General features: G+C 65.1%; 12 protein-coding genes. 4 read left to right on the plus strand and 8 right to left on the minus strand.

Annotation, left to right across the window (positions count from 1 at the left end):
• Positions 1-44 precede the first annotated feature (44 nt).
• Entirely contained in the window at positions 45-3,140 is a 3,096-nt protein-coding gene (locus BG22_RS09050; protein WP_181163470.1) for a DNA translocase FtsK, read from the minus strand.
• Positions 3,141-3,297: 157 nt separating this feature from the next.
• On the opposite strand from BG22_RS09050, the gene BG22_RS09055 reads away from it, so the two are divergent.
• Positions 3,298-4,044, plus strand: coding sequence for a Fic family protein (locus BG22_RS09055; protein WP_258186304.1), 747 nt, complete (start codon positions 3,298-3,300; stop codon positions 4,042-4,044).
• A 284-nt stretch (positions 4,045-4,328) separates the two neighbouring features.
• Here the strand turns inward: BG22_RS09055 and miaA are convergent, their stop codons facing one another.
• The gene (gene miaA, locus BG22_RS09060) at positions 4,329-5,315 is read right to left on the minus strand and encodes a tRNA (adenosine(37)-N6)-dimethylallyltransferase MiaA (protein WP_140494965.1); all 987 of its coding nucleotides are present in this window, start codon (positions 5,313-5,315) and stop codon (positions 4,329-4,331) included.
• An 88-nt stretch (positions 5,316-5,403) separates the two neighbouring features.
• Positions 5,404-6,900 carry a tRNA (N6-isopentenyl adenosine(37)-C2)-methylthiotransferase MiaB gene (gene miaB, locus BG22_RS09065; RefSeq protein WP_181163471.1) on the minus strand — a complete coding sequence of 499 codons (1,497 nt, stop codon included), beginning with the start codon at positions 6,898-6,900 and terminating at the stop codon, positions 5,404-5,406.
• A 216-nt stretch (positions 6,901-7,116) separates the two neighbouring features.
• On the opposite strand from miaB, the gene BG22_RS09070 reads away from it, so the two are divergent.
• Positions 7,117-7,791 carry a GTP pyrophosphokinase family protein gene (locus BG22_RS09070; RefSeq protein WP_308810463.1) on the plus strand — a complete coding sequence of 225 codons (675 nt, stop codon included), beginning with the start codon at positions 7,117-7,119 and terminating at the stop codon, positions 7,789-7,791.
• Positions 7,792-8,254: 463 nt separating this feature from the next.
• On the opposite strand, the gene BG22_RS09075 is transcribed toward BG22_RS09070, so the two are convergent.
• From BG22_RS09075 to BG22_RS09095, 5 genes are all read right to left on the minus strand, one after another.
• Positions 8,255-9,307 carry a DMT family transporter gene (locus BG22_RS09075; protein ID WP_140494975.1) on the minus strand — a complete coding sequence of 351 codons (1,053 nt, stop codon included), beginning with the start codon at positions 9,305-9,307 and terminating at the stop codon, positions 8,255-8,257.
• A gap of 148 nt (positions 9,308-9,455) precedes the next feature.
• Positions 9,456-10,355, minus strand: a complete 900-nt coding sequence (locus BG22_RS09080; RefSeq protein ID WP_140494967.1) for a Bax inhibitor-1/YccA family protein — start codon at positions 10,353-10,355, stop codon at positions 9,456-9,458.
• A 179-nt stretch (positions 10,356-10,534) separates the two neighbouring features.
• The gene (locus BG22_RS09085; RefSeq protein WP_258186300.1) at positions 10,535-12,907 is read right to left on the minus strand and encodes a glycosyltransferase family 39 protein; all 2,373 of its coding nucleotides are present in this window, start codon (positions 12,905-12,907) and stop codon (positions 10,535-10,537) included.
• A 59-nt stretch (positions 12,908-12,966) separates the two neighbouring features.
• Entirely contained in the window at positions 12,967-13,887 is a 921-nt protein-coding gene (locus BG22_RS09090) for a dolichyl-phosphate beta-glucosyltransferase (protein WP_258186301.1), read from the minus strand.
• A gap of 144 nt (positions 13,888-14,031) precedes the next feature.
• Positions 14,032-14,844 (minus strand): DUF5067 domain-containing protein, encoded by an 813-nt coding sequence (locus BG22_RS09095; protein ID WP_140494969.1) that lies wholly within the window; start codon positions 14,842-14,844, stop codon positions 14,032-14,034.
• Positions 14,845-15,284: 440 nt separating this feature from the next.
• Between BG22_RS09095 and BG22_RS09100 the strand changes: the two genes are divergently transcribed.
• Positions 15,285-16,727: a sensor histidine kinase gene (locus BG22_RS09100; RefSeq protein WP_140494979.1), complete on the plus strand. Its 1,443-nt coding sequence runs from the start codon at positions 15,285-15,287 to the stop codon at positions 16,725-16,727.
• Between the two features lie 38 nt (positions 16,728-16,765).
• Positions 16,766-17,476, plus strand: a complete 711-nt coding sequence (locus tag BG22_RS09105; RefSeq protein ID WP_258186306.1) for a response regulator transcription factor — start codon at positions 16,766-16,768, stop codon at positions 17,474-17,476.
• Positions 17,477-17,545 lie beyond the last annotated feature (69 nt).

Here is a 17,545-nt window from a genome sequence, read left to right on the forward strand (position 1 = left end):
TTCGCCACGCCATTATTCGGCCAGTCTACGCCGAGCTCGTCCTGCTACTGCGCGGTCGGCTCGGGCGCGGACGGCTCGAGCGAGCTGGTCTCGCCGCGGATGAAGGCGAGCACCTGCGGCAGGTCCTGCGGCTGGACAAGCACCTCGCGCGCCTTCGAGCCCTCGGAGGGGCCCACCACGCCGCGCGATTCGAGCAGGTCCATAAGGCGGCCGGCCTTGGCGAAGCCGACGCGCAGCTTGCGCTGCAGCATCGAGGTGGAGCCGAACTGGCTGCTCACCACGAGCTCGGCGGCCTGCAGCAGCACGTCCATATCGTCGCCGATCTCCTCGTCCGGCTCCATGGCATCCTTCTTATCGGCGTCCTTGGCCATCTGCTCGATGTCCTCGCGGTACTTGGGCTTGCGCTGGGTGCGTACGAACTCCACTGCCTTGCGAATCTCCGATTCGGACACCCATGAGCCCTGCACGCGAATCGGCTTAGCCGAACCCATCGGCAGGAACAGCGCGTCACCCTGACCGATGAGCGTCTCGGCGCCGACGGTGTCGAGGATGACTCGGGAATCGGTCGCGGAGGAGGTGGCGAACGCCAGACGGGACGGGATGTTGGCCTTGATCAGACCGGTCACCACATCCACGGACGGGCGCTGGGTGGCGAGCACGAGATGCACGCCGGCGGCTCGCGCAAGCTGGGTGATGCGCTGGATGGAGCTTTCCACGTCGTTCTTGGCCACCATCATGAGGTCGGCCATCTCGTCGACCACCACGAGGATGTACGGATAGGGCGCCACCTTGCGCTTGGAGCCGAGCGGGGCGTGGACCTTGCCGGCGCGCACGGCCTCGTTGAAGTCCTTGACGTGGCGGAACCCGAAGTATTCGAGGTCGGAGTAGCGCGCATCCATCTCCTTGACCACCCATTCGAGGGCCTGCGCCGCCTTCTTGGGATCGGTGATGATCGGGGTGAGCAGGTGCGGGATGCCGGCGTACGCCGAAAGCTCCACACGCTTGGGGTCCACCATAATCAGACGCACCTGATCGGGCGTGGCACGCATGATGATCGAGGTGAGCATCGAGTTGATGAAGCTGGACTTGCCGGAGCCGGTGGCACCGGCCACCAGCAGATGCGGCATCTTGGTCAGGTCGGCGGTGACGAAGTGTCCCTCGACGTCCTTGCCGATGCCGGACAGCATCGGATTCGGGTCGCTCAGGGCCTTGTCGGAGCGCAGCACGTCGCCCAAATGCACGATCTCGCGGTCCTCGTTCGGGATCTCGATGCCGATGGCGGATTTGCCGGGGATCGGCGAGAGGATGCGCACGTCGGAGCTAGCCACCGCATAGGCGATGTTCTTCTGCAGGTTGGTGACCTTCTCCACCTTGACGCCGGGGCCAAGCTCCACCTCGTACTGAGTCACGGAAGGTCCGCGGAGGAAGCCGACCACCTTGGCGTCCACGTTGAACTGCTCGAACGTGGAGGTCAGGGCCCGGATCACCCGGTCATTGGCCGGGGTACGCATGGCGTGCGGCTGGCCCTTGACGAGCAGGTTCAGATCGGGCAGCTGGTATGGACGATTGGCGTCGTCATCACCGTCACCGCCGCCCGTACCGGCCGCGGACGAGCCGTCGGCGCCGTCCGGACGGGGGACGCCCTGTCCCACGCCGCTGCCGTCCGCATCGGCTCCGGCGTACGCGCCGGTCGCGTCGACAATTCTGGTGACTCGGGTGGCGTCGTCATCGCCGTCAACGAGTTCGCCGGTTGTGGGGTTGACGAGTCCGGCCTGGACCGCGCTGGGCGCCCACGGATCGTTGACCGCGGCCGGTACGCCGGAGACTGCGGCCGTCGTAGCCGGTATGGCGACGCCAGTGGCGGTGGCGTTCGGCACTGTAGCGTCTGGGATGGCGGCGCCTGCGACACCGGCACTGACACCGGCCGCAATCGCACCGGGGATGCCCGCACCCGGCACAATCGCACTGGGCATAGTTCCACCGGGCATGGCCGCTCCCGGCATACCCACGCTCTGGCCTCCGGTGACCACGCGCGGACGGACGGGCTGCTCGCCGCGCCTCTCGCCGATGTGCGGGCGCCCGTCATACGAGGAAGACGCGATGGTGCGGCCGACCTGTCCCGGACGCGCGGAACCGTCCACCACCGGGGTCTCGGCGGTCGTGCCATGCTGGCTGGCCGCCTTGTCGAACGGATCGTCGGCGGCGTACTTGTCAAGACGGGAGTCGTCGTGTTCGCCACCGCCACGGACACGGCCGAACAGGCGTGCGAAGAAGCCGGGCTTGGCGTCCCCGTCGTCGGCGTCATCGTTCTCGTCATCGTCATCGTGCGTGGGCACGCCGTCGGCGAAGGCGAGGGTGGTGTCCCCCACGCGCACCTCATTGGGGAACTGGTCGTTCTCGCCACCGTCCGCATCCTTGCCCTTGCCTGCGGCTTTGGCGCCGGGCTTGAACGGTTTGCCTTGGATTTTGGCGACGAGCGCGCGGACGTCGTCGGGCAGATCGGTCACATGCGTGCCGGTGATCATGAGCAATGAGAACAAGGCCACAATCACGAACACGATGATGGCGAAGACGTTGGAAAGCCCCCACGCGAGCGGGGAGCCGAGGAAGAAGCCGAACAGTCCGCCGGCGGATTGCAGGACGGTGATGTCGAACTGGGTGTGGTCCGCAGCGAGCGCCACGTCGATGATCGAGCAGATGGACCACAGCAGCAGCACCCAGCCGGTGACCACGCGAGGATTGTTGGAGCCCTTGCCGGAGTTGCGCATGAGGCGGATGGCCACGGCGGCGAGCAGCACCGGCAGGATCACACTCATCACGCCGAGGATGCCGGAGGCGATGGCATGCAGGAGCTGGCCGAACGCACCGTGGACGTGGAACCACTCGGAGGCGACGAACAGCACGGCGAAAACGAGCAACAGGAAGCACAGGCCGTCACGTCGATAGGCGGGGTCGTAGTCGCCCACACCGGAAAGCGTACGTACGCCGGCGCCGAGGGCCCGGGGCACGGCAAGCAGGGCCTTCTTCCAGGCCGGCTCGAGGTCGAGTTCCGGCTGGACCCTGGTTTCACCGTCGTGCGTGGGGTCCCCGCCGCGCGGTTTGCGGGGTTTGGTGCTGTCTGAAGATGATGTTCGTGCCATAGCGCGTCCGATTCTACTAGTACGGGCGTTCATGACTGCGTTCATGGGCGTCGATTCCGCCGATTTACGGCGCGAATGCCTTATCATGGTTGGCATGACACCCGCAGAGCGTGCGAGCGCAGTCGCATTTGCACTCAGGAACTGCGCATTGGAGGCGATGATGCCCGGCGAGGCGACGATGCGCGCCGCGGCCGCCTACGAACGGGGCCACGAGGATGTGAGCCATCTCATCGACGTGGCCGACGAGCAGACCGCCATCCGTCTGCATATCTCGTCCGGCAGGGAATCCGACAAGCTTGCGGACGGCAGTCTGGACGACCACGCCACGGACCGTGCCGATGCGGTGTTCGCGCGCACGGTGCTGCTGGCGGAACGCCGGTGGAACCCCTCCGGCGACTTGGACGAACTGGTGGCCATCCATAAGGGGCTGTTCGAGGGCGTGTTCGACGACGCGGGCAAGCTGCGCACGTCGGACACCACACGCGAGGTGACCAACGACCGGACGCGGGCGGCCAATCCCGAGGCGTTCTTCCCGGCGGGACTCATCGAGACCGGCGCGCTGAACATCTCGACCGAGCTGGCCGAGAAACGCAATCTGCATGCGATGGACCGCGACGTGTTCATCCATGCGTTCACAGTGATCTATGACGAGCTTGGCTATCTGCATCCGTTCCGTGGCGGCAACGCGATGGTGTTGCGCATGTTCGGCTCGCGGCTGGCGCACGATGCCGGCTGGGATCTCGACTGGGGCGAGGTGACGCGCGACATGTACCGCACGGCGAAGCACACCGCGTACCGGGGCGATCTGACGGCGTTCGAGCGTATGTTCGATGCGATGATCCGGCCCGTCAACCCGACCCGCGTGTTCCTTATCGCCGGCTGGGACCAAGGGCCGGCGCATTGAGGCGAGGGATTTGCGGGGAGATGGTGCGCGCTGATTGGTGCGCTCGCTCCTTCTGTTCGCCACTCCCTATTCCTGGCTCTCGACTCCTCTCAGTCAGCTTTACTGACAGCTCCCCTCGGGGAGGGGAGCCAAGTGCGGTGTGAACGTTGGGGAATCTGACTGTCCTTCTTTCCCATCAGGGATGGGAGCCAGCCATGCTTGTTCCTTGCAAGGCCCCCGACAACTCCCCTCAGTCAGCTTTGGACAGCTCCCCTCGAAGAGGAGGCCAGAACCTGTTGCGGCGCTTACGCGTTGATGTCGCCTAGGTGGTGCTGAACGTATTCGTCGGCGTGGGCATCGATGGGGTCATACTCCCCTGCGTCGGCGTGGGCGATGATGGCCATGGCGTTGTCCACGAGCTTCGGATTGAGCGCCTGCAGCCAGTGGATGCGCGGGTCGCGGCCGAACCAGCCCATCTGCTTGCGGGCGAGCCGTTTGGTCTTCTGCGCGATGTCCGCGAAGGCGTCGTATTCGTCCCAGATGCCGTCGAGCAGGTCGATGATCTGCTGGTAGCCGAGCGCGCGCACGGCGGTGGCCCCGAGATGCGGGCGCAAACGGGCGACCTCGTCCACGAATCCCTCCTCCATCATCTGTTTGGTGCGCAGGTCGATGCGGCGGTCCAGATCGGCGCGGTCCAGATCGAGGCCGATCTGCACGGACGGAATCACGTACCGGTAGCGCGGCAGACTCGCCGAATACGGGCGGCCGGTGAGCTCGATGACCTCCAGCGCGCGAATCGTGCGTCGCGGATTGCGCGGGTCCATGCGGGCGGCCGCCTCGGGGTCCTTGGCCCGCAGTTCGTCGAACAACGCCCCGGCGCCTTCGACCTTCTCCCGTTCCTCAAGCTTCCTCCGCACCTCCGGATCGGTGCCGGGGAAGCTGATGTCGTCGATGGCGGCGCGGGCGTAAAGGCCTGAGCCGCCGACAAGGATCGGCCGGATGCCGCGCGATTGCAGGTCGGCGATGGTCTCGCGGGCGAGCTGTTGGAACCGCGCCACGCTCATCGCATCATCGGGGTCGATGATGTCGATGAGGTGATGCGGCACGGCGGCCTGCTCCTCGGGCGTGGGCTTGGCGGTGCCGATGTCCATGCCGCGGTACATCTGGTAGGCGTCCGCGTTGACGATTTCGGCGCGCTCGCCACGTTCGGCCAGTCGTTTGGCGATGGCGATGCCAAGGCCCGTCTTGCCGGAGGCCGTGGGACCGACGATTGATACGACGCGCTGAGTCACAATGATTCCTCCCAACATGACTCCCCTCAGTCCGCCATGCGGCGGACGGCTCCCCTCAAAGCCCTCAACGAGAGGAGCCGAAACATGTTCAATGCCGCACGGAGTAGGTCTGGCCGGCGGACGGGTCGGGGTCGGCGAGCAGGTTGTGACGGCCGGCGTGGGTGACGGTCACGGTCACGAAGTCGCCGATCTCCGGCACGGGCTCGCCCTCCGGCACGCCGATGTGCACCAGCACGCCGGTCCTCTCGCGGCCGGTGACGCGATGCGTGTCGCTGTCCTTCTTGCCGAGCTTGCCGGTGATCATCACCTCGACGTCGCGTCCCACGAAGCCCTCGAGGTTCTCCTCAGTGATCTTCTCCTGCAACGCCACGAGACGGTCGAACCGGTCCTGCACGACGTCGCGGGGAATCTGCGGCATGGATGCGGCCGGCGTGCCGGGGCGCGGCGAATAGATGAACATGAAGGCGGACGAGAACCGAGCCTCACGCACCACGTCCAGCGTGGCCTGGAAGTCCTCTTCAGTCTCGCCGGGAAAGCCCACGATGATGTCGGTCGAAATCTGCGCATCCGGCATGGCCTTGCGGATGCGGCCGAGGATGTCGAGGAACTTGGCGGACCGGTACGAGCGCCGCATGGCCCTCAGGATGCGGTCGGAGCCGGACTGCAGCGGGAAGTGCAGCTGGTGCATCACGTTCGGGGTCTCGGCCATCGCCGCGATCACGTCGTCGGTGAAGGCGGCCGGGTGCGGTGAGGTGAAACGCACGCGCTCCAGCCCCTCGATGTCGCCGCAGGCGCGCAGCAGCTTGCTGAAGGCGTACCGGTCGCCGATGCCGTAGCCGAACGAATTGACGTTCTGGCCGAGGAGCGTGACCTCCTTGGCGCCGTCGGCCACGCACTGGCGGACTTCGGCGAGGATGTCGCCGGCGCGGCGGTCGCGCTCCTTGCCGCGCGTGGTGGGCACGATGCAGAACGTGCATGTGTTGTTGCAGCCCACGGAGATCGCCACCCAGGAGCTCACGCGGGAGGCCCGGGCGGCGGGCAGCTCGCTCGGGAATTCCTCGAGCTTGTCGGCGATGCGCACCTGCGGCTTGTCGGTGAGCCGGTTCTGTTCGAGGAGCTTGGGCAGGTCCTCGATGTTCTTGGTGCCGAACACGGCAGCCACCCACGGCTTGCGCTTGGCGATCGTCTCACGGTCGAGCTGCGCCATGCATCCGCCCACGGCAATCTGCAGGTTCGGGCGCTGCAGCTTGATGCGATTGAACAGGCCGATCGTGCCGTACATGCGTTCGGCCGCGTTCTCGCGCACCGCACAGGTGTTGAGCACGATCACGTCGAAATCGTGCGAATCGATCTGCTCCTGGGTGGCCGGCACGTAACCATTGGCCTCAAGCACGCCGGCGATGCGCTCGGAGTCGTGCACGTTCATCTGGCAGCCGAGCGTGTGGATGTGGAATACTCCCTTGCCACGGCCGCCCGCATCCGGTACGGTGGCTTCCATACCCAAATCGACCTCGGAGGACGGGCCGCTCACGCCCGTGGCCGTAATCGAGGCGCGCTCCGCCTCGGTCATCATGTCTTCGTTCATAAGGGGCGATTGTATCCGTCGGGTTCGTCATGGCCCGCGCCGGGATTTCGCCGCCCCAAAACCTCGGTCCCATCGCGGCCGCGCATGGTGTGGGACAAACTGAGGAGATTGTACGGTGACGTTCAGGTTCGCACGAAGCGGCCGGGTATATTTGCAGACGTGATACTTGACCGACATAACCGACTCAACACCGCCGATCTCAATGCCCGTCTGAAGATGCTCGACCTGCCGGGCGGCAGCTTCAACGCCGACCAGATCACCGAATTCATCGATCTGATGCAGGTGTACGAGGGTGCGATGTACGAGATCAGCACCAAACTGGAGATTCTCGACGACGAGTTTCAGGTGCGGTTCAGCCATGATCCGATCCATCACATGGAGCGGCGCCTGAAGTCCGTCAACTCGATCATCGGCAAACTCGAGCGCAAGGGTCTGCCCGTCTCGGTGAACGCCGTGAAGGACAACCTGTTCGATGTGGCCGGCATCCGCGTGATCTGCAACTATCGGGACGACGTGTACTCCGTGTCCAACTACCTGTCATCGCAGTCCGACATCCAGGTGCTGCGGGTCAAGGATTACATCAAGAACCCCAAGCAGAACGGCTACCGCTCGCTGCATGTGATCTACGCCGTGCCGGTGTTCCTCTCCTCGGGCGCGCACTACACGCCCGTGGAGGTGCAGTTCCGCACCATCGCCATGGATTACTGGGCCTCACTCGAGCATGCGCTGCGATACAAGTCCGATCTGCCGGACGCCAAGCTCAGCGAGCATTCGCAGACGCTGCTCGACTGCGCGAGGTCCCTGCAGAACATCGAGGTGCAGATGCAGAACATCCACCGCGACATCAACGGAGCGCCGCAGGTGGGAGAAGCGCCCAAGGCTGCGGTCTGACGACGCCTGATTGCGGGCCGGGGAAGCAGCCGCGTACCTGCAGTCCCCCGGAGGCCTGAGACGGACTGTATGTACACGCGACCTTCGACCGGACACGAACATACAGTCTCCGGCAAACCGGAACGGACCCTTTGGAGGACGAGGCGGACTGTAAGTATGCGGGATGACGAAGCAGCCGCGTACTTACAGTCCCCTGGAGACTTCAAACAGACTGTAAGTATGCGCGACCTTCGTCCGGACGCGTACTTACAGTCTCTGGCAAGCCGGAACGGGACCTCTGGAGGGCAGAACGGACTGTAAGTACGCGGAAGGTTGAACCAACCGCGCACGTGCCGGTCCCTCGTACGCGCAATCCGGGCCATCCCCTGTCATGGGGACACGGATGGATGCACGCGTATGCCCCGTACGCGAAATCCGGGCTGTTTTGCGCCGCGGTGACGTCGCGCGCGTCCGACACGGCGCGCTAGGATGCGTTTCGACGCAGGAACTTCGGGAGTTTGGCGGGGGCTTGGGCCAGCAGGGTGCCGAAGAAGATCAACGCGCATCCGAGGTAGCCGCGCGGGGTCATGATCTCGCCAAGGAAGATCGCGCCGCCCACGGCCGAGAAGAACGATTCGAGGCTCATCAGCAGGCTCGCCCGCGTGGGCGGCACCCACTGCTGCCCCACCGCCTGCAACGTATAGGCGATGCCCACCGAACCGATGCCGGCGTAAAGGATCGGCAGCCACGAATGCGCCGCCCCGGCCCAATCCACCGAGCCCTCGATTAACGAGCCGATCCAGCTCAGGACCGCGGTGGTGCAGAACTGGCCGAATGACAGGACGACGGCGTTCACCTTGGCCCCCATCGTGTCGATGATGAGGATGTGCGCGGCGAACAGCACGGCGGTGAACACCAGAAGGATATCCGCCAGACCGATTGAGCCGAACCCGTCGGTGACGCACAGCAGATAGAAGCCCACGACGGCAAACGCCACGGCCGCACCGACCAGAATGCCGATGCGGCGGCGGAGGAACACGAAAGCCAGCAGCGGCACCATCACGATGTACAGGGCAGTGAGGAATCCGGCCCGGCCGGCCGATTTGCCATAGAGGATGCCATACTGCTGCAGGGTGCTCGCGGTGAACAGCACCACGCCGCACAGCACGGAAACCGCGATCGGATTGGCGAGCCATGCCGCCCAGAACGGCACGACGCGCGCGCCATGCGCGGATGCGTCTTCCAGCGTATCGGGGGAGGCTGAAACAGGTCGCCCGGAGTCAACAACCGCGTAGACGCCATTCTCGACACCGTCGGCTCCGGCAATCCCCGCAGCAGTCGTTGCACCATTCGCGGCGGTGACGGACGATTTCGCCCTCCCCCGCCATCGCTGCCACATCAGAATCGGCACGAGCGAGAGCGCGCCCAACGTGAATCTGGTGGCATTGAAGAACATGGGCGACATCGAATCCATGCCCTGCACCTGCGCCACGAACGCGAAACCCCAGATCAGCGCGGTCAGCATCAGGCAAAGCATGCCCACAAGTTCCTGTCTTCTCATGGGTCACCAACCTAACTCGCGTAAGTGACGGGCATGAAAAAGCCCGGCCACAATGTGGTCGGGCTTGATGCGGGTGTCGGGCTTGATGCGCGGCCTGCCATGGCGCAGGTGCCGCCCCTCATGCTCAGTCGCGGTTGCCGAGGAGCTGGAGGATGTAGAGGAACATGTTCACGAAGTCCAGATACAGGTTGAGCGCGCACAGGATGGAGATCTTCTTGACCATCTCCGGGCCCTGGGCCTCATACTCGGTGAGCAGCGCACGCGTGGACTGGGCGTCGTAGATGGTCATGCCGGCGAAGATCACCAGACCGATCGCGCACACGATGCGGGTCATGCCGCCCACGGGCAGGAACATGAGCACGAACTGGGAGATGATGAGCACCAGCAGCGCCACCATGAGGATCGGGCCGGCCTTGAGCATGTTGATCTTGGTGGTCATGCCGAACATGGTGAGCGCGAAGAAGAACGCGGCGGTGATGCCCAGCGCCAGTCCGATCGAACCGAGGTCGTAGACCATGAAAATCGAGCTCAGCGTGAAGCCCATGAGCGCGGCGTAGACGTAGAACATCAGGCGCGCGGTGCCGGACTTCATCTTGGTCACGCGCATGCCGAGCACCACGGCGAGCGCCACCTGCGCCACGCACAGGCCGATGAGGCCCACCATGCCGGTGGCCATCAGGAACGTGGCATAGGCGCCGGTGATCTGGCCGAGCACGGCCACCACTGCGGTGACGATGAGGCCCAAAGTCATCTCGCCGTAGACCTTGGTGACGGACACGCGACGGGCCTGCTCGTAGTTGTAGGTCATCGTGGTGTTGATGGCGCCGGTGCCGGCTCCGGCCGGCGCGTACTGGTACGTCGTGTTCTGCGCATTGGCGTACTGGAAGTTCTGCTGGCCGTACTGGCCGTAGCCGTTCTGCGCGTACTGCTGGCCGTATCCCGCCTGCTGGGCCGCGTTATAGTCGGGGGTGTTGTATTGCGGGTTGTACTGCCCGTTATTGCGGGGCTGCTGACCGAATGTCATATTCGCTCCTTTAATCGTTGTCGTGCCCATACTACGGTCATCAACCTGAACGTTCCATGAATCCGTCGTCTCAGAGCGAAACGCGGCGGCCGGCGGCGGGGCTGGTTGTGCAGTCCGCCGCCGGCCGGCTGGTTTGCGAGCATGGTCGCCACCTTGTAAGCCACTACTCGAGCGGGCCGTTACTCGGACAGGTCGTAGATGGTCACGCCGTCCACGGTCTGGGCCTCGAAGTTCTCGGCCACCCACGAGGCGATTTCGCTGGCCGCGTCCGAGCCGCCCATCTGGTTGCCGCCCATGCCGCCGCCGGAGATGTAGTAGTGGATGAGGCCCTGCTTGACGTAGCTCTTGAACTGCTCGAGCGTGGGGGCCGGATCGGAGCCGTTGAAGCCGCCGATGGCCATGACCGCCTGCTCGCTGGCGAGCTGGTAGCTGGCCGCGTTCTGCGAGCCGGTGGTGGCGGCCGCCCAGCGGTATTCGCCGGCGTCTTTCTGCAGCATGGCGACGATCTCGCTGCTGGCCGTGCCGCCGCCGAGCAGTCCGCCGCCCATACCGCCGCGTCCGCCGCCGAAGCCGCCGCCGTTGCCGTTCGGCTGGCTTGAGGATGACGAATCGTCGTCTTCGTTGGACTGACCGTCGGAGGAACCATCAGACTGACCGTCGGTGGAAGAGCCATCGTTCTGGCCCGGCATCGCGGGAGGCGTGGATTGGGTGCCGGACTGGCCATCAGTCTGATTGCCGGGCTGATTATCGGTCGAAGAACCATCAGAAGAGGAACCATCGGAAGAGGAACCATCCTGACCGGGCATGCCCATGCCGCCGAAGCCGTCATTCTGGCCACCGGGCCCGCCGAAGCCGCCGGGAGCCCCGCCGCCCGGGCCGCCTCCGGGGCCGCCGCCCATGCCAACGGAGTTGGTGACGTTCGGTCCGGCGGTCACGATCGAACCGGTGTGGCCGGTGGAGACGGTGTATGCGGTCCATGCCACCGGGCCGGCGTAGAGGGCCACGGCGGCGAGCACGATGCCAACCACACCCATCACGCCGATCACGCGATTGGCACCGGCCGTGCGCAGGAAGCGGAATTCACGCATCGGCACGGCGGCCACCGCCGCGGCGAGCAACAACAAACCGGCGATGAAACCGGCGAACAGCACCGCCACCTTGAGCCAGGGCAGCCATGTGGAGCGGCCGAGCAGTTCGACGGCCCAGAACGTGTTCACGAACACGAGCAGCGCCGCCACGGCACGGGCCCAGAACGTCTGACGCTTGGACCACAGACCGACGATGGCGATGGCCGTGAGGGCGGCCACGGCGGGCGCGAGCGCCACGGTGTAGTACTGGTGGAAGATGCCGGCCATGAAGCTGAACGTCAGCCATGTGACCACCAGCCAAGCTCCCCAAATCAGGGCGCTGGCGCGGCGCAGATCGGTGCGGCGTGCGCGGTGAGCCACAATGAGCCCAATCACGATGCCTGCGAAGGCGAGCGGGGCGAGCCAGGCGATCTGTCCGCCGTATTCGCCGTCGAAGAGTCGGGTGAGGCCGGTCTGGCCCCACATGCCGCCGCCGTTGCCGCCGGCGCTCGAGCCACCGCCGCCGGGCACGACGGCGCCGTTCTCGTTGCCGGTGATGCGACCCAGACCGTTGTAGCTGAACGTGAGTTCCAGGAAGGAGTCGGTCTGTGAGCCGCCGATGTACGGGCGTGAACCGGACGGCACGATCACCGTCAGGGCCACCCACCATCCGGCGGAGACGACGACGGCGAGCACGGCCACCAGCCCATCGACGATCCGGCGCCACAGATTGGTGGGGGACGCCATGAGGAAGACCAGCGCGAAACCGGGGACGACGAGGAACACCTGCATCTGCTTGGTGAGGAATCCGAAGCCGATGCACGCGCCGGCCAACGCCATCCACAGGGTGCGGCTACGGTTGCCGGAGCGGGTGTCGGGGTATTCGAGCGAGCGCATGACGGCGGCGGTCGCGGCGGTCATCAGCAGCACGAGCAGGGCGTCCGGGTTGTTGAAGCGGAACATGAGTGCGGCGACCGGCGTGACGGCGAGCGTGAGGCCGGCGATGACGCCCGCCCAGTTGCCCCACTGCCGGCGGATGGTGGCGTAGAGTATCCACACGCTGGCCATGCCGCACAGGGCCTCGGGCAGCAGGATGGCGAAGGAGTTCAGTCCGAAGACGCGCACCGAGAGCGCCATGAGCCAGATGGCCGCCGGCGGCTTGTCCACGGTGATGGCATTGCCGGCGTCAAGCGAGCCCCAGAGGAAGGCCCACCAGTCGGTCGCCCCGGCCTGGGCCGCGGCGGAATAGAACTCGTTGGCATAGCCGGAGGCGGTGAGATTGACGAACATGATGACGGCGGTGATTCCCATCATGCCACCGAAGCCGATCCAGTCGGCGAGGGTGCGGCGTTCGGCTACGCTGGCGCGCACGGTGCGCGTGGTGTGGGTGTCCACGAACCGGCCGCCCGGCATGGACGCGAAGGCGGGGAGTCTGAACCGGCCGCGCGGGCGTTCGGCGGAGGCCGGTATGGTAGCGGTGCTCATGATTGGTGACGATGCTCCTTGCATTGCATTGGATTGCCGAATGGGATACGAATCGGAGATCAGGCCGCGGCGGCCAGTCGCATGCGGTTCAGCGTGCCGTTCATGCGCCACATGCCCTTGAGGTCCTTGGCGACGGTGTCGGGGATGTTGACCGTGGTGCCGGGGTCTTCGATCCAGTGCACCGGGAATTCGTACATGCGCATGTTGGTGGCTTGGGCGAGCAACAGCAGTTCAGTGTCGAAGAACCATTCGTTGTCCTGCACATAGGGCAGCAGATGGCGTGCCGCGGGGGCGGTCATGGCCTTGAACCCGCACTGGGCGTCATGGAATGCGGCGCCGAGCAGCACGCGCAGCATGCCGTTGTAGGTGCGGGAGATGAATTCGCGTTTGGCGGAGCGCACGACCTGCGATTCGTCGAAGAGACGGCATCCGAAGGAGACGTCCGCGCCGCCGTAGAGCAGGGAGCCGATGAGCACGCCGGTCTGAGCGATGTCGGTGGACAGGTCCACGTCCATGTACGCCACGGTTTTGGCACGGGATTCGCCCCAGGCGAGTTTGAGTGCGCGGCCGCGGCCTTTGGCGGCGATGCGTACGGCGCGCACACGGTCCGGGTATTGTGCGGCGAGCCGGGATGCGATGGGCCAGGTGTCGTCCGTGCTGGCGTTGTCGGCGATGACGATCTGCCAGGTGTAGGCCCATCCTTCGATCTGGCTTGTCGCCAGATGACTCATGAGTCTGAGGACTGATTCGGCGAGCTGTTCCTGCTCGTTGTAGACGGGGATCACGATGTCCGCGTCCACGTCGCGTGGCTCTCCCGCACGCTCCACAATCGAGGAGGCGTTCGCGGCGGCACCGGCGGGAGCATTGACGGAAGGGACGATGGAGCCGTCGGAGATCGTCGTGACGGAAGCGTTGGCATGGCCGTTCGTGGCCGGGGGCTGCGGTGTCGCGGCAGCTGGCGTTTGCGTTGCGGTGTTCATGGTTTCATCAAACCGCCGCATTTCTAGCGCCGTCTTAGCCGAACGTGAAGCTTGCCCGGCAGTCCAGGAAAAACAGGCTCCACGTTTCCTGAACGCTGTCTGGAAACGTGGAGCCTGTGGATTGGTGTCGTGGTCTACAAACCGCTATTGCAGATTGAAGGTGTGCACGACCTTGGTCGTATCCTCTGCGGAGAGGAAGGCGGAGATGTCCACCGTGACCGGCGAGGTGTCCTGCAATACGTATCCAAGGGTCACGGTCGCGGTCGCATTCGGCTGGATTTCAGTCATATACGAGTTGGCGTCATAGCCTTCCGGCACATCCATGTATATAGCAGTATCCAAGGCCTTGCCGTTCTGGAACACCTGCGGATGCGCCAAGCCGGCGAACGAATTGTTCTTCGTTGTCTTGTTGGTCCATTCGTACGTGACCAGCACCGTGGGCTTACCTTCATAATCGTTCACGCTCAGCGCGGCGGAAACGATCTTGACATGCAATCCCTCCACGTCGCCTTCCATATCCTGTTCGCCCTTCGGCTGGGCATCCTTGCCGACCGACGATTTCGGCTCCGCGGAGCTACCGGACTGGGAGGTATCAATGCCCTTCGATTCCTTGATCGAATCGTCGATGGCCTTCGACGTGGCGGACTGCATGGCCAGGGTGATGACCACGGACAACACGCATAGCACGGTGGCCACAACGGAAAGCACCTTGCCGCGCTTCTTGCCGCCGAACGTACCAACCAAGGCGATGATGCCCAGAATCGCACCGATGAAGCCCAGAATCGCAGCCACGTTGTTCACAATCGGAATGAAACTCAGAACAAGTCCCAAAGCACCGAATACAACGGAGATGATTCCGCATATGGTCACATGCTGCGGGGCGGGACGATGTCCTGCGGCAGGCATGGGCTGCTGGGGCGGCCGCTGGGCCGGCTGCGGAGTAATTGGAGTGGTCATGGTTCCTTCTTTCTTTCCTCTGAAGTCGTTCCCTCTGAAGGACTATCGCGGTCAATGCGTCGGTCGGCGTCGGCTCATGACCACAGCCATGGCGGCGGACGGCGCATCTGCATCCGACGCTACCGAATCGCCATCGCGCGCGTCAGTGGACGAACGGTCATTCCCGTCTGCCCTTTTGGGCAGAACCGGCCGCCGACCGGTGCCCGCATGTCCAGTGGCGACGGCTGGAGGCGGGCCATACAGTAGGAGACATGACCAATCCGCAACGCACCACCATGCCTTTCGCCGGCAGACCGGGAACAGGCCCGTCCATCGGGTCACCGTCCGCCGGGTCACCCTCGCCGGGTCGCGGCACCAGCGGCGCCGGACAGCCCCGCGGCACCCAACCGGCCGAACTGGACGACGTACCGGTGCACACCCAGGTCTGGTGTTCGGTGGTCATGGTGCCGTTGGCGAGTTTCATGTGCATGGCGCAGACCTCGTTCTTCTCGCAGAACTTCGAACAGAATTCCGCAGGGTTCCTGCTGATGATTCTGTGCCTGCTCGTCGCCATGCCCTCCGGGTTCCTGCTGCTGGCGCGCTCCGAATACCCCGAGCCGACGTTCTGGATCGCCTGCGCACTGGTTGCGCTGCTCCCGTACGATTCGCTCATCGTGCTCATGGCGATGAGCGCGCTGCTGGCACGCCGGTCGGACCGCAGGACCGGCATCCGCGCGGTCGCTGCGGGCACGCTGGTGACCGTGTGGTCGCAGGTGCGCGACGCGATACAGCCTCCGAACGCCTCGCTGTGGCACGTCGTCTTCGCCAAGCCGCGCACGAACACCGAAGAGGAACCGATCGTCATGCTGGCCGAAGAGCCGACCATCGTCATCACCGCGGTCGTGACGGCGCTTGTCGCCTCTGCCATCGCCGTGTTCGTGGGACTGCACATCCGCTCTCGCGCCAGGCTGCGCACGGCCAACGCGGTGGCCAGCGCCGCCACCGATCACGCCGCCACCCTGCAGACCGATCTCAACAACCAGCAGCTGGCCGACGCGATCGCCGCCGAAGCGCACGATACGCTTGCCCACTCGCTGTCGCTGATGGCCCTGAACGCGAGCGCGCTCAAGGCGGAAGCCGACCGGCTCGGCGACTCCCCCGAGGCGCACGCCCTGGCCAGCAAGGCGGAGGACATCCGCAGACAATCGGCGGGGGCACTGGACGAGGCGCACGCGATCATCGACATGCTGCGTAACCCCCAGCAGGCATGGGAACAGCTCGCCCCGTCCGACGACACCTCGCTGACCCGCGAATCACTGGACGCGCTCATCGCCGACGCGCGCAACTCGGGCACGCAGCTCAACACATGGATCGATATCCAGCAGCTGAGCGGACTGGACGAGACCATCGGCAAAGTGGCCTACCGGGCCATCCAGGAGGGGCTGACGAACGCGCGTCGCCATGCGCCGGGAGCGCCGGTCTCGTTGGAGGTCACGGCCGGACCTGCCGCCGGCGTGCATCTGCATCTGAGCAATCCGATAACTCAGCTGGAAGGCGAAGTTCCTGACACCGCCCGCCCGGGGACGTTGCCCCCGGCCTCGATTCCGATCCGCACCCCGATTCCGGTTCCGACCGCGCCGTCAGGCACACCGACGAGCGCGTCATCAAGCACGTCTGCGGCCATGAGCGGTGCCGTATCCACGCCGGACGGCCGCCGGGCCACGCCGTATCACGATGGCTCTGTATCGTCCCATAACGTGCCCCGCGCGGCGGACCACCCCACCCATGGAGCTGGACTTCCCGGTCTCGCCGCACGCGCACGATCCGTGGGAGGCCAGTGCCGCTACGGCATGGATGACCGTCATCTCTTCCATGTGGACGTTCAGCTGCCGTGGCGCGGCTAGCAACGGCTACTATGACTATCGTGAGCGAACAGAGCGGAATACCATCATCGGAGGCGGCACCGGCGGCAGAGGTCGCATCGGCAGCGCCGATTCGCGTAAGCGTCATCGACGACGACCCGATGATCTGCCAAGCCATGAGTCTGATTCTCACCGATTATTCCGATGAGCGCATCACCGTGGCCTCCACGTCCACGGATGGCGAGGACTGCATTCGCCGGGCAGCCGACGAACATCCCGACGTGGTGCTCATGGACATCGCGATGCCCGGGGTGGACGGTATCGAGGCGACGCGACGGCTTCGCGCACTTCCCCGCGCGCCGCATGTGCTCATCCTGACGTCCTTGAGCCCTTCGGGCACCGTGGAGCGCGCCATCGAGGCGGGTGCCGAGGGATTCGTTTCGAAGACAGATGCGCCCGACGAGATCATCCGACGCATCATCGGCGTGTGCACGGGCGCCCCACAGTTCAATACCGCCAGCCAACGTCAGCTCATCGACGAGCTGAGCCGCACCCGCTCGCGCATGCGTAGGGATGACGCGCGCGCACTGCTGGACACATTGCCCGAGCGCGAGCGCGAGGCGGTGATGTTGGCGGCCGAGGGATATACGAACGCTGAAATCGCCTCCCGCATGTTCATTTCGGAGCGTACCGCCAAGGCGCATCTGTCGTCCGCCGCGGACCGGCTCAACATGGGCCGCGTTCAAATGGCGCGGCTGGTGGAACGCGCCGATTTGCCCGCACGGCTGTAGGTGTGAGCCGTGGGGCGACGACGTTCACGGCCATCAATCCGACGATAGCGTCCGTTGAGGTCGTTTACT

The organism is Bifidobacterium sp. UTBIF-78, assembly GCF_006408945.1.
GTDB lineage: Bacteria > Actinomycetota > Actinomycetes > Actinomycetales > Bifidobacteriaceae > Bifidobacterium > Bifidobacterium myosotis.